Annotated in this window: 10 protein-coding genes; 2 read left to right on the top strand and 8 right to left on the bottom strand. The window is 60.7% G+C overall.

Features of this window, described 5'->3' with window-relative positions; genetic code table 11:
- Nucleotides 1–123: 123 nt before the first annotated feature.
- Entirely contained in the window at nucleotides 124–2,271 is a 2,148-nt protein-coding gene (locus tag ABHT90_RS05610) for a YgiQ family radical SAM protein (RefSeq protein ID WP_346981894.1), read from the top strand.
- Between the two features lie 126 nt (nucleotides 2,272–2,397).
- Here the strand turns inward: ABHT90_RS05610 and ABHT90_RS05605 are convergent, their stop codons facing one another.
- Nucleotides 2,398–3,768: a PTS transporter subunit EIIC gene (locus ABHT90_RS05605; protein ID WP_346981893.1), complete on the bottom strand. Its 1,371-nt coding sequence runs from the start codon at nucleotides 3,766–3,768 to the stop codon at nucleotides 2,398–2,400.
- A gap of 11 nt (nucleotides 3,769–3,779) precedes the next feature.
- Nucleotides 3,780–5,258: a family 1 glycosylhydrolase gene (locus tag ABHT90_RS05600; protein ID WP_035137362.1), complete on the bottom strand. Its 1,479-nt coding sequence runs from the start codon at nucleotides 5,256–5,258 to the stop codon at nucleotides 3,780–3,782.
- Between the two features lie 153 nt (nucleotides 5,259–5,411).
- Between ABHT90_RS05600 and ABHT90_RS05595 the strand changes: the two genes are divergently transcribed.
- Nucleotides 5,412–6,404: a helix-turn-helix transcriptional regulator gene (locus ABHT90_RS05595; protein ID WP_055250957.1), complete on the top strand. Its 993-nt coding sequence runs from the start codon at nucleotides 5,412–5,414 to the stop codon at nucleotides 6,402–6,404.
- 8 nt (nucleotides 6,405–6,412) lie between these two features.
- On the opposite strand, the gene ABHT90_RS05590 is transcribed toward ABHT90_RS05595, so the two are convergent.
- From ABHT90_RS05590 to ABHT90_RS05565, 6 genes are all read right to left on the bottom strand, one after another.
- Nucleotides 6,413–7,327: a CPBP family intramembrane glutamic endopeptidase gene (locus ABHT90_RS05590; RefSeq protein ID WP_238022410.1), complete on the bottom strand. Its 915-nt coding sequence runs from the start codon at nucleotides 7,325–7,327 to the stop codon at nucleotides 6,413–6,415.
- Between the two features lie 88 nt (nucleotides 7,328–7,415).
- A complete protein-coding gene (locus ABHT90_RS05585) occupies nucleotides 7,416–7,619 on the bottom strand; it encodes a type II toxin-antitoxin system RelB/DinJ family antitoxin (RefSeq protein WP_196033998.1) in 204 nt (67 codons plus the stop codon).
- 215 nt (nucleotides 7,620–7,834) lie between these two features.
- Nucleotides 7,835–9,178: an ATP-binding cassette domain-containing protein gene (locus tag ABHT90_RS05580; protein ID WP_346981892.1), complete on the bottom strand. Its 1,344-nt coding sequence runs from the start codon at nucleotides 9,176–9,178 to the stop codon at nucleotides 7,835–7,837.
- 36 nt (nucleotides 9,179–9,214) lie between these two features.
- A complete protein-coding gene (locus ABHT90_RS05575) occupies nucleotides 9,215–10,273 on the bottom strand; it encodes an ABC transporter substrate-binding protein (protein WP_346981891.1) in 1,059 nt (352 codons plus the stop codon).
- A gap of 2 nt (nucleotides 10,274–10,275) precedes the next feature.
- Nucleotides 10,276–12,087, bottom strand: a complete 1,812-nt coding sequence (locus ABHT90_RS05570) for a [FeFe] hydrogenase, group A (protein WP_346981890.1) — start codon at nucleotides 12,085–12,087, stop codon at nucleotides 10,276–10,278.
- The gene (locus ABHT90_RS05565; RefSeq protein ID WP_346981889.1) at nucleotides 12,081–13,913 is read right to left on the bottom strand and encodes an NAD(P)-binding protein; all 1,833 of its coding nucleotides are present in this window, start codon (nucleotides 13,911–13,913) and stop codon (nucleotides 12,081–12,083) included. Before ABHT90_RS05565 ends, ABHT90_RS05570 begins: the two co-directional genes overlap by 7 nt.
- Nucleotides 13,914–14,105 lie beyond the last annotated feature (192 nt).

Below are 14,105 nucleotides of genomic sequence, written 5' to 3'. Positions count from 1 at the left end.
GCGCCAGGCGCCCGGATGCGTCATGCCGAAATGGCGCGAAGCACGCGGTTGACAAAACTATAGAGACACGTCCCAAAAAGACTGGTTACAATTACGTGCAGCATACAGACACCGGGAGGGATCGTGGCAAAAAAGCCTCAGCACGCTCAGAACAGCCAACGCGGACAGCAGGGCAAACAGGGTCAGCAGCAAAAGCGCGGCGGCAAGGCGCAGGCCACGGTCGCCCGCGCCAAGCATTCCCAAGCGACGCCCGCCCGCCCCTGGCGCCCGGGCCGCGACAAATTTCTCCCCGTCAGTCGCGCCGATATGAATGCGCGCGGCTGGGACCAGTGCGACTTTGTCTACATCTGCGGCGACGCCTACGTGGACCACCCCAGCTTTGGTATGGCCATCATTAGCCGCGTACTCGACGCGCACGGCTATAAGGTGGGCATCATCTGCCAGCCCAACTGGACCGACCCCGCCAGCATCACCGTGCTCGGCGAACCGCGCCTGGGCTTTCTCGTCAGTGCCGGCAACATGGACTCCATGGTCAACCACTATTCAGTGACCAAGCACCGCCGCCACACCGACGCCTATACTCCCGGTGGCGAGGAGGGGCGCCGTCCCAACCGAGCCGTCACGGTCTACGGCAACCTCATCCGCCAGACGTTTAAGGACATCCCCATCATCATCGGGGGCATCGAGGCGAGTCTGCGCCGTCTGGCCCACTACGACTACTGGCAGGACAAGCTTAAGCGTTCGGTACTGCTCGACTCGGGCGCCGACATTCTCATCTACGGCATGGGCGAGCACGCGATTGTCGAGATCGCCGACGCGCTCGACGCGGGACTGCCCGTCGACCAGATTACCTATATCAACGGCACCGTCTACCGCACCAACTCGCTCGACGAGGTCTACGACTACGACCTGTTGCCCAGCTGGGACGATCTTGCCGCCGACAAGCTCAACTACGCGCGCAGCTTTAACGTGCAGCAGCAGAATATGGACCCCATCACCGGCCATCGCCTGGTAGAGCCCTATCCCAACAGCGTCTATGTGGTGCAAAACCCGCCGTCGACGACACTCACCACCGACGAGATGGACGAGGTGGCCGAACTCCCCTACGCACGCGATTGGCATCCCGACTACGATGCGGCGGGCGGAGTGCCGGCCTTTGCCGAGATCAAGTTTTCCATTAGCTCCAACCGCGGCTGTTTTGGCGAGTGCTCATTTTGCGCGCTCACCTTCCACCAGGGCCGCGTGCTGCAGATGCGCAGCCACGACTCGATCATGCGCGAGGCCGAGCTGCTCACACGCGATCCCGAGTTTAAGGGCTACATCAACGACGTGGGCGGGCCGACGGCCAACTTTAGCCGCCCTGCCTGCGACAAGCAGCTCAAGCACGGCGTGTGCAAGAACAAGCGCTGCCTGTGGCCGAGTGTGTGCAAGAACATGGTGGTCGACGAGAGCGGCTACACGCAGCTGCTGCGAGACCTGCGCCAGCTGCCGGGCGTCAAGAAGGTCTTCGTCCGCAGCGGCATCCGCTTTGACTACACCATGGCCGACGCCTCGGACGAGTTTTTGCGCGAGCTGCTGGAGCACCATGTCTCGGGCCAGCTGCGCGTAGCGCCCGAGCACGTGAGCGACGCGGTGTTGTCCGTGATGGGCAAGCCGAGCCGCGCCGTCTACGACGCGTTCTGCCGTAAATTTGAGCGCCTGAACCGCGAATACGGACTCAAGCAGTATGTGGTGCCGTACCTGATCTCGAGCCACCCCGGCTCGACGATGAAGGAAGCCGTGGACCTTGCCGAAGCCGTGCGCGACATGGGCTACATGCCCGAACAGGTGCAGGACTTCTACCCCACCCCGTCCACCATGTCGACGTGCATGTACTACACCGGCGTGGACCCGCGCACCATGGAGCCGATCTATGTAGCGCGCGACCCGCACGAGAAGGCCATGCAACGCGCGCTCATCCAGTATCGCAAGCCCGAGAACTACAAGCTGGTACGCGAGGCGCTGGAAAAGGCTGGCCGCCGCGACCTGATCGGCTACACCAAGCATTGCCTGATCCGTCCCGTGCCGCCGCGCCCGGGCGAGACGTCTGCCGGCGGCGGACACGGCACCGGCAAGAAGGGCGGCAAGGCCCACGGTGGCGCTGGTGGTGCCGGCAAGGGGTCTAAGGGCAGCAAGGGATACGGCGGTATGTCCCGCGCGCAGAACACTGCCGGTCGCAATCGCGCGGCACAGGGCCGCCAGGGTGCCAACGGAGGCGGCAGGCGCAACTAGCGCGGCGAGGCGGCATGCCGCCGCTGGCGGCACACACGCCCCCACCAATGAAATGCCGCTCGCCGGGGCGTCGTAAAACGATTCCCCGGCGAGCGGCCGATTAATATTGTCTATCTCAAAACGTCGTTACTTTTTGTCAAAACGACCATAGAGCGCAAACGAGAGCGCCGCAGAGATAACCCAAGTCAAAGCGATGCAGGCGACAATCATGATCAGGTTCATGGGATTGCCGCTTGGATCGGCATAAACGGGCAACGAGGTAATGCCAGGCATAACAAAGCCGAAGCACTTAGCGCCCAGAACAACGGTGAGCGCGCCGCCAATGCCATCCGCGATCATCGCAGCGATAAGCGGAGTCCTGTTAGGAACCTGAACGGTAAACAAGGCGGGCTCGGAAATTCCCATAAATGCCGAGAAGGCGCACGTCATCGCAGCGGACTTGAGCTTTTCATCGGTCATGCGCAGGGCCGCACCAAAAGACGCACCGCTTTCGGCGAGGTTATGGCAGAAAGAGATCGGGAGCAGATAGTCATACCCAAGCGTTGCGATATTGGAAATCTGGATGGGGCTCGTTGACTGGTGCATGCCGAAGAGCACGATAAGCGGCATAAAGAAGCCCAGCAGAAAACCGGCAACGGGGCCTAACGTCGAGAATAGCCAAACGATACCGTTGGCAAGACCAAGACCGCACCAGGCACCAATCGGAGCGAGCACAAACAGGTTGACGGGAATCACGATAGCAAGGGAGAGCGCCGGAACGACAACGAGCTTAAAAAGATCCGGCACGACTTTGTCGATTGCGCGATATACAAAAGACAAGCCAATGACGCCAAAGATAACCGGGAACACGGAATCGGCGTAGCTAAAAATCGGCACCGCAAAACCGAACAGCGCAAGGGGCGTCTCGCCCGTACCGACAGCGTTGACAATGGTCGGGTACATCAGCGATCCGGCAACACAAAGCGCAAGCGAACGGTTGACCCGGAACTTATCAGCTGTAGACATTGCCAGCAAAAACGGCAAGAAGTAGAACGGGATATCCGAAATCATATTGAATATCGCAAAGTCGCCGGCACCCGTGTCGATTCCAAAAGCCGCGATAGCAGCCAGGATGCCCTTTACGATGCCTCCCGCCACCAGTGCGGGAATGATAGCGGAGAAGATGCCGGTGATGATATCGAATACGCGAGCCGAACCTTTTTGGAGCTCAGGCTGCCCGGCGTCGGCGGAGACCTCGCCACCCATCCTGTCACCTAGCATGGGCTCCAATTCGTCATATACCGACCCCACGCTGGCGCCGATGATAACCTGCCACTGCCCGTCTTTAACCTGCGCGCCCAAGGCGCCGTCAAGCGTCTTAAGGGCCTCCAGATCTGCCTTGCTATCGTCCTTCAGGTTGAATCTGAGCCTTGTAATGCAGTGCGTTGCCATAACAACGTTATCGGCGCCGCCCACGAGCTCGAGGACACGAGCGGCCAGTTCCTTCTTGTCTGCCACGACAATCACTCCTACCCAAGATCCTCGCCATTAGTGGCGATACATTTCTGATACCAATAGAAAGAGTCTTTACGCGAGCGCTCCGCAGTGCCGTTGCCGCAATTATCCAGATCGACATAGATAAGCCCGTAGCGCTTGTCCATCGTAAGAGGACCGCAGGCAACAAGGTCAATGAATCCCCAGATCATGTATCCGCGCACGTCAACGCCATCGATCACTGCTTCCTTAAGGCACTTTATGTGCTGGCGCAAATAATCGATTCGATACTCGTCGTGGATGCTGCCATCCTCCTCGACTACATCAGATGTACCGAGGCCGTTCTCGGCGATATACAGGGGCAGCCCATAGCGGTCATACATCTGGTTAAGGGTAACCCTCAGGCCAATGGGATCGAGCTGCCAGCCCCACTCACTCGTCTCGAGATAAGGGTTCTTGTTTGCCATGACCAGATTTCCCGCAGTCTTCTCCCATCCCTGATCGCAGGTGGATACCTGGGAAAAGTAGTACGAGAAGGCCAGGAAGTCGACCGTGTTGCGAGCGATGAGCTCTTCATCGCCCGGCTCCATTTGAATCTCGATATCGCACGCGTCGAAATAGCGATTCATATAAGCGGGGTATTTTCCACGAGCCATCACGTCCGTATAGAACCAGTTGGAATACTGGTCGTCGTGAATAGCCTGCATGTTATCTTCGGGACGGCAGGTGGCGGGATACGTACAGAATCGAGCGATCATGCCGCCAACGGGAGTATCGGGCGAAAGACGATGGACAATCTCGACGGCACGCGCATTGGCAACGAACTCGTGGTGCAGGCACTGGAAGATGGCTCGATCGAAGTTCTCCCCCTCTTCGTCTTTGACCAGACAGACCCCGTCCCAAGGCGAAAAACGCGCTGCATTGAACTCGTTAAAAGGCAGCCAGAAATCGACCAGATCGCCCAATTCCGTAACGATTGTCTCGACATAGCGGGCGAAGAAATCAATCGTCTTGCGATTCTTCCATCCCCCATATGTGGTGACAAGATTTACCGGGATGTCATAGTGGAGCATGGTGACGAAGGTTTTAATGCCGTGCTTTTTGCACTCACCCAGCATGCTTCGATACCACTCGATGCCTTCGCGGTTAGGTTCAAGATCATCTCCGTTAGGATAGATTCGGCTCCAGCAAATAGAAGTGCGGAACAGCTTGAGGCCCATCTCCGCAAAAAGCGCGATGTCCTCACGGTAGTGATGATAGAAGTCGTTACCGCGCCTAAACGGGTAGAACTCAACACCATCATCTGCGAGAGCGTTCATTAGTTCGTCATGGCAGAAGGGGTTGTTTTGATGCTTGTCCTCAATCTGGTCATGAGTCCAGGTACCATCCAGCCATCGACAATCCTGCGTCGACTTTCCCTTTCCGCCCTCATTCCAGGCACCATCGGCCTGCGAGCACGATATGGCTCCGCCCCATAAAAAGTCGGAGTCAAACCCATGTTTTAACTTACTCATTTGCCCTCCTTGATCGGATGCTCCAGCGGATAACCCAATACTAGGAAGAACAAGATGCATAAGATATCGCATAGAAAGCGTGGGTTTATAACATTTTTTTAGTTATAATACTGTTTAAGGCATCGATTCTACCGTTCACCCCTGGAGCACCCCATGGATTCGAATCTCAAACAGCTGCTCTATACGCATACCGAGACCGAAGAGTGGCATCGCACACATCCTGGAGAACTCAGCCCGCGATATAACAGGGTGGAAACCACAACCATTAACGGCGAAGAGGTCTATCTGTTTGATTGGAAAGAAACTCTCGACGAAAACCCCGTGGGCCTTATCAAGGAGTCGCGCTTTACCGATATTCCTCCTCATATCAATCGGGATATGGAGCTTAACTACGTGTACGACGGCGTCTGCACGTTTATCGTCAACGGACGGCGACTACTCCTTAAAAAGGGCGACGTGCTCATTTGCAACACCGGCGTAGTCAGAAGCGTTCCATACGTTAAGGGCGAGCATGATATCGTCATTTCGATCGTCTTCAAAAAAGAAATGTTCGATTCGTTGTTCCTGAGCCAGCTACCCGGCGCGTCACCATTAACGAATCTTCTATTTGATTTTGTGTCCAAAAACCGCGAGGCCCGAAAATATCTCATTCTTCCAGAGGAATACGCCCGACATGCGCGACGCCTCATCGAGATGCTCTTTATCGAATATCACTTTAAAGATGCCTATTCCAATGAACTCATGAGGCACCTCGCCGTCAGCCTATTCCTTGTTCTCATTCGAGGACTGTACCGACGCTCCGCAACTGATAACCAGGCGATCATGTCGGACGAACGCATCGTGTCGATTCTGAATCATATTGAGCGAAGCTACGGCGACTGCACACTCGAAAGCATTGCGAGCGATACGGGTTATAGCACCAGCTATCTCAGCAGCTTGATCAAGCAAAAAACCGGCAAAACGTTTTCGCAAATCAAGCTCAACCAGCAGCTCACAGAGGCGGCATATCTTCTCAATAACACCGAGCGCAGCGTGCAGTATGTAGCCCGAAAAGTCGGCATCTCCAACATGTCATTCTTTTACTCAAAATTTAAAGAAGCATTCGGCGAAACGCCAGGTGCGTTCAGGACGCATCGGTCTAATTAAAGGCGTTATTACTCAGACCGATCAGCTTCGCGCGACACGGGAATGCGCAATCGAAGCAGCGAGTGCATCGCCTCTACCAGCACAAAGCCGGCGATGCCAACCGTGACCACAACGTCGAGCGGCGTGTTCACAAACCACAGCAACGTCATGAGATACGACCCGGCGTTAAAGGCAAAATGCAGCAGGATCGTGTAGCGGAGCTTTCCGGTGGTCACGAACACCCAACCAAAAATGAGGCCGGCAGCGCCCGCATAGCAGCCCTGCACCCAGTTCATATGCATAAAGCCAAAGATGGCCGCCTGCAGCACGATTGCCGCGGCGATACCCCACGTGCTTGGGGCCGCCCAGGGCACCATGGCGCCGTCTTGCGCGTTCGCGCGGCGCCGGCGCTTCCAGAGCGAACGGCACTGTGGATTAAACGCACGCAGCGAAAACTCAAAGATGATGCCGCGCACCAGCAGTTCCTCGCAAAACGGAGCGCCGAGCACCGTGGTCAGGACGGCAAGAAGGCTGGTATCGCCCATGCCCGTTTCCTCGACGAGCTCGCTATAGTCTGCCGCGACCTCGGGCAGCAGCGACAGCACGCCGTCGCATAGGTAGCTAATGACCACCTGCATGGATAGGCCGATCACGACAACGCAGGCAATGCGCTTCCATGCCGCGCTTGCTCCCCCACCGAGCGGGCGCTCGCCTTGCCGGCGTGCCATGAAGGAGCGGGGCCACAGATAACGCCACCACAGCAGCGCCATCAAAAATGACGCCGTCTGAGCGGCAGCCTGGAACCATTGAATATCGAGGTTGTCGATCGGGAAACCCGTCAGCACCGACACGGCATCGAGAACTGAAAACAGAACCACGCTCAGGGCTATATCGGCAGCGACAACGCCAAAACAGGCAAGCGCCCACGCCATCGCATTGAGCATGCCAACCTCCTCAAAACCCGGCACTTAGGGACGTTCCTTAACTGCCGGCTGAAAAGGAACGTCCCCAAGTGCCGGCAGTTTGGGACGGTCATTGTTGACGAGAATCGGGCGCAGCGCCAAAGGCCCCGTTGGGCGAAATGTCGAACGGGAAGGTGCCGCAGCGATTGAACGCGGCGATAAACATGCGGATGGCGTTGGACGGCGTGGTGCCCACGAGCTGGGTTGCCGCCGCGAAGGCCGCCTTTTCCTCGGGCAAGACCTTCGCGACAACCGGGGTCATGTGTTCTGCCATGGCGCTTCCTTTTTGAAACGACGGTGATGCGGATAGATGCGGGCCACGCGGCTGGGCGACGGGCTGTGAAGGCAACCCGATTGGCCCGCATCTGGAGTTTGTTTCTACGGCGTTGGTATTACTTGGTATTCCTAAGTATTACCCCGCAGATAGAATACCATACCCGGCCCTATGGAGACGGAGAAAAACGGATCATTTTGTTGCTGGGTAAGTATTTAGAGCGTGATGATGTCCGAGATATTGAGGGCCCGAGCGTCAGCGGAATCGTGCGTGGCAAGCAACAGCATACGGCCGTCGAGCAAGTCGAGCACGGCCTCGGCGCATGCGTCGCGCGCAGCGGTATCTAGACCGGTAAAGGGCTCGTCCAGAATCACCGCGTCGCCTGGGCACAGCAGGGATCGGGCAATCTCGACGCGACGGCGCTGCCCGCCCGAGAGCTCGGCCACACGAGCATGTACATCGACCCCCGGCACCAGCAGGCGCAACAGGGCTGCGGCACTCGAGGCATCCACGCGCGCGTCGGCGCACACCAGCACGTTATCCAAAGCCGAGGCGCCCTCTACCAGGCGCACATCCTGAAACACCATGGAGCACGGCGCGCACTCGCCCGCCGCCAGCGCAAGCAGCGTCGACTTGCCCACGCCCGAAGCGCCCATCACGCAGGTGCGCCCACCAGCAGAAACGCGAAGTACCAGTCCATCGAGCGCCGGCACCCAGGGCGCTCGGTCGCCCACGGCAAGCGCAAGCTCCGCCGCAGCGCCATCGCTCGCAGCCCCCGCACGCCCGCGCAGTCCATGCCCATGCGCCCGCACGGCCGCGCGCCACGCCACGGGCCCCGAAACCCGCAGAAGCCACACCAGCACGCGCTCACACGCCCACGAGGCGGCTACGACCAACACGGTCCACGCCAGCAGATCAGCCGTCTCAATCAAAAGCTTTGCCTGATAGATGCGCTCACCCACGGTGCCCACCGCCATGCCGATCAGCTCGGCTGCCACGCCGGCCTTCCAGCTCATGCCGATCACGGCGCGGGCGCACGAAAGCACAAACGGCAGCACCTCGCGCCAGGTATGGACGCAAAACAGGCGCCAGCCGCGCACGCCATGCAGACGGAACATCTGCTCCAGCGGTTTATCCACTTGTGCCAAGCCCTCGGCCAGCGAAAAATACACGCCCGGCAGCGCCATCAAAAAGACCGCCGCGATGCTCACGCGCGCCGACCCCAGCCAAATGAGCAGCAGGACCACCACGCAGGCGACCGGCGTCGCCTTTACAAACGACAGTGCCGGAGCCACCAGGTGCGCAAACGCCCGCGACCGCACCGAGACTCCCGCCAGTACACCGCCGCAGATCGCGGCAAGCGCCAGTCCGCCCAAGATTCGTGCGCCTGAGCCCACCAGAATCGCCCACGTGTTGGCATCGCACACCAGCCGCAGCAACGCCACCACAACAGCGCCCGGCCCCGGCAAAATCAGCGGCTGCGCCACCAGCGCCGCCGCGAAAGCCCACACGGCAAGCCAAAAGGCGGCAACGGCACCTGCTGCCGCCACCGCCTTCATACGCTTTGTCATTTGTCGAGCAAACGCACGCACGGGCTACTCCATGTAGTAGAAATCATCAGCCGGGAGCTTGCCGCCCACGGCGCTCGCGTCCGCATCGGCCAGCACCTGCAGGTACCCACCGAGCGCCGCCTTCATATCCTTCCCCGTCCGGTACACGAGCATGCATCCGGGAATCGCCTTTTCGGCAATCGTGGCGTTATCCACGATGCCCGCATCGACCACGGCCTGCGCCCAGTCTGCCGGCGCCGCATTGACGGCCTTCACACTCGCCGCGTGGCGGCTCAAGAATTCCGCCACGGCCTCGGGATGCTCCTCGGCAAAGACCCGGCGCACCACGGTCACGCCCGTCAGCAAACGAGAGCCCGTGTCACCCGCCAGCTCATCCCACACATCGGTCAGGCTCACCGGTGCCGACAGCTTGCCTTCGCTCTTTGCGATGGCAGCGGTCTTGAACGGCTCGGGCAGCACGCCCACGGCGGACGGGTCGGCAAGCAGGGCCGAGAGCACCTCAGTGGGCTCGCTCTTAAACTCAAGCGCCACCTGGCCTGTCAGGCCCGCGCGCTCCAGCAGGTAGTTCATGACGTACTCCGGCGTGGTGCCCTTGCCCGTCATGTAGACGGTGCGACCCGCCAGATCGCTAAACGAGGTCACGCCCGCATCGCCCGTCACAACGTTCAGCACGCCCAGCGTGTTGATGTCGATGACCCGCACCGCGCCCTCGGTCTTGTTGTAGAGAACGCTCGCCACGTTGGCGGGCACCAGGGCAATGTCGACATCGCCCTGAATGACCTTGGGCACAATCTCGTCGGCGGCGGTGTTGATCGCAAAGTCGAACTCATTGTCCGTCTCGCCATCGGTAGCCTGGTCCATAAACTGCACCAGACCGATCGACGTCGGCCCCTTGAGCGAGGCGACGTGCACCTCGACCGGCTCGACAGCAGAACTGCCCGCAGCAGACCCGGCAGCCGAGCCCGCGGCGGACCCGGCACCGGCAGCCCCGCCGCCACAGCCCGCGAGCGCAAGCGACAGGGCGCCCGCGGCGAGCACCGAGGCAAACCCCCGGCGCGACATCTCAACATCAAACGCGCGCATTGCTAGCACGCCCCCTCGTTGGGCATCGACCAGGCGTGATGGTCGGTATGTAGCAGCTCCTCGGCCAGCGGCGAGAGTGGCGCGCCCAAGAACTCGCGATAGCATGCCTGAACATCGGGATTCTCGTGCGAAAAGCGAATGTCCGCCTTCGCATCCAGGCCCCACAGCACCTGGCCACGCTCGGCAGCCAGCTCGCAACCGTCATGGATCGGCTGACCACCGCCACCGACGCAGCCGCCCGGGCACGCCATGACCTCGACGAAGTCATAGCTCACACGGCCGTCGCGAATCGCATCGAGCAGGCGGGCGGCGTTGCCCAGCCCGTGCGCCACGGCGACGCGCGCCTTGGTACCATCGATATCGGCGACGGCTTCCTTCCAGCCGTCCAGGCCGCGCACATCGGTAAAGAAGTCGGCGTCGGGGTTCTTGCCCGTCACCAGGTAATAGGCCGAGCGCACGGCGGCCTCCATCACGCCGCCCGTGGCGCCAAAGATCACACCCGCGCCCGTGCCAAAGCCCAGCGGCGTATCGAGCGGCTCCTCAACCAGCGTATCCACGCTCACGTGGCTCGCGCGGATCATGCGCACCATCTCGCGCACCGTCAGCGCAACGTCCACATCGGGCGTGCCGTCCTCGCCCACCATGCTCGGCAGCGCGCACTCGGCCTTCTTGGCCGTGCACGGCATCACGGACACCACAAACAGACGCTCGGGCTCCACGCCCAGCACTTTGGCATAGTAGGTCTTGGCGATGGCGCCGAACATCTGCTGCGGCGACTTGGACGTAGACAGGCTGTCAACAAACTCCGGATAGCGGGCCTTCACAAAGCGCACCCAACCCGGGCAGCAGCTCGTAAACATGGGCAAGCCGCGGCTGTCACCATCGCCCTTGGCGGCGGCGCCCAGGCGCTCGAGCAGCTCGGAGCCCTCCTCCATAATGGTGAGGTCGGCCGAGAAATCGGTATCGAACACGTACTCAAAGCCCACGCGACGCAGCGCACACGCCAGGCGCTCGACGGTGGCCGCCTCGCGCGGAATGCCGAGCTCCTCGCCCCAAGCGCTGCGCACGGCCGGCGCAATCTGCACCAGCACGATCTTGTCGGGATCGGCGAGAGCATCGAACACGGTCTCGGTATCGTCGCGCTCGCGCAGTGCGCCCGTCGGACAATGCGTAATGCACTGGCCGCACGCGACGCAATCGGTCTTGCCGATTGGCACGCGCCCGCGGGTACCCACGGCGGTATGCGTGGCGCGGTTGGTCAGGTCCCAGATCCCTAGGCCCTGTACGCTCTCGCACACCTTAATGCAGCGCATGCATTTGATGCACTTGTCGTTTTCGCGGATGATGGGAAAATCGAAATCCCAGCCCTCGCCCGTCAAATGCCTTTGATACGGCAGATAGAAAATGCCCAGGTCATTGGCGATGGTCTGCAGGTTGCAGTTGCCGCTGCGCACGCAGCTCGTGCACTGCGAATCGTGCTGGGACAGCAGCAGCTGCACGTTGGTGCGACGGGCTTCGCGCGCCTTGGGGCTGTTGGTGTGGACCACCATGCCGTCGAGCACGTAGTTGTTGCAGGCGGCAACCAGCTGGTCGCAGCCCTCAACCTCGACCACGCACACGCGGCAACCGCCGATCTCGTTTAGATCGCGCAGGTAGCACAGGGTAGGAATCTGAATGCCGACGGACTTGGCTGCGTCCAGGATCGTGGTGTGCTCGGGAACCACGACCTCGCAATTATCGATAGTAAGCTTGACCATATTGTGCGCTCCGTTTTCGGTGTTGTCGCTGACGGTGGTTTTGTTGGGCTCTACCATTCCAGGTTCCTCCCTCCGCGGAACGCGCCAAAGCCAAAGTGGTCGCAGCGCAGGCAGCGGCTCGCCTCCTGGCGCGCCTCCTGCTCGGTGAGACCCTGCTCGACCAGATTCCAATCGTGAATGCGCTCGCCGGCCTCGCGCTCGCCCAGCTCGCAGCGGCCGCACTCGTGCTTGCCCTTAAACTGGACGGTCGGCAGCTCCACGTCGAGCTTGATCTTGTGGTCGAAGCCCAGATAGCGGTCGATGTTTGCCGAAGCCACGCGGCCGGCATTGATGGCGCGGATGACGGTAGCGGGGCCGGTCTGGCAGTCGCCGCCGCTAAAGAGGCCATCGAAGTTGGGCACGGCGCCATCCGAATCGGTGACGACGCAGCCCCACTTGCAGGCAATGCCCATCTCCTCAAACGGCTTGGAATCGATGTCCTGGCCAATGGCGACGAACACGCGCGCGCAGGGGATGACGTGCTCGGGCGTGGCGGCGGCACGCGGAGCCGGACGACCGCGGCGGGGCTCGCCGATAATCTGCGGCTGCACGCGCAGGCCGTTCACGCGACCGTCCTCGCCCGTCTCGATGGCGAGCGGGGCTGTCAGCTCCAGCACTTCGCAGCCCTCGGCCTGGGCACCGGCGATCTCGGCATCCTGGGCCGTCATATCGCAGATGCGACGGCGGTAGACGATGCTTACCTTTTCGGCACCGCAGCGCACGGCAGAGCGTGCCACGTCCATGGCAACGTTGCCGCCGCCGATGACGCACACGCGCTGGCCGCTTAGGTCGGGCAGCTCGTCATCACCGATGGCGCGCAGCATCTTGACGGCCGACTCAACGCCGGGCGCCTCTTCGCCCGGAAGGCCGAGCTTCTTGTCGCTGTGGGCACCGATGGCTAGGTAGACGGCATCGAACTCGTCGCGTAGACGGGCGAGCTCCTCGCCGTTCACGGAGTGGTCGAGTTCCACATCGATGCCGGCGCTCATGATCCAGTCGATCTCGGCCTGCAGGCGCTCGCGTGGCAGACGATAGCTGGGGATTCCGTAGCGCAGCATGCCACCCAGGTGGTGGCGCTGCTCAAAAATGGTCACCTTGTGGCCCATCACGGCCAGGTAGTAGGCGCAAGAAAGACCGGCCGGACCGCCGCCGATCACGGCGACGCGCTTACCAGTGTTGTCCACTACATGTGGCTTGTGGTCGTTGAGGTCGCTATGCTCAACGGCAAACCGCTTGAGGGCAAGGATGTTCATGGGGTCGTCGACCATGCCACGGCGACAGTGCATCTCGCAGGGATGCTCGCACACCAGGCCGCAGACGAGCGGAAGCGGATTGTTCTTGCGGATGACCTTGACGGCATCGGCATAGCGGCCGGCCTCAACGAGCGAAATGTACCCGGGAATGTCGACGTGCGCCGGGCAGCCTGAGACGCACGGGACACGGGCCTCGCGGTCAAAGCCGCAGGAGTGCTCACGAATGTGGTGCTCAAAGTCGTCGCGGAAGCCGCGAATGGCCGTGAGCGCCATGGCGCCGGCCTCGTAGCCGATGGCGCAGTCGCTCGAAAGGTAGATGGTGCGGGCCGTGCGCTCAATAAGGTTGAGCGTGGACTCATCGGCGCGCCCTTCGAGCACATCGGCGAGCAGGTCGCTCAGCGCGCTCAGGCCCACGCGGCAGGGCGTGCACTTGCCGCAGCTCTGGGTGGAGCACAGGTTGACGAGCGCTGCCGTAAACTCAACGGGACACGGAGCGAGCGAACTCACCGCCAGACGACGTCCGAGCGCATCGTGCAGGTCGTCCATGACGGCCTGAGCGTGGCTGCGTTCCATTACATGCAGTCGAGCCATAAGATCCCCTCTCACATGGCAGCCCGGAGGCGAGGCCGGGCGAAATTGCTACACGCAACACACTGACCTATAAAGTTGTTTGGCAGCAACACGGTTCGGCAGGCGGTATGAAACGTCGTCCTCAGCGGTGAAATAGAACATTACCGCAGATAAATGCCATATTTGATAAAACGCGTTACCAAATTGCAATAT

The sequence above is a fragment of the Collinsella aerofaciens genome (genome assembly GCF_039758815.1).
Lineage (GTDB): Bacteria > Actinomycetota > Coriobacteriia > Coriobacteriales > Coriobacteriaceae > Collinsella > Collinsella aerofaciens_BP.
This window is presented reverse-complemented; position numbering and strand designations above follow the sequence as displayed.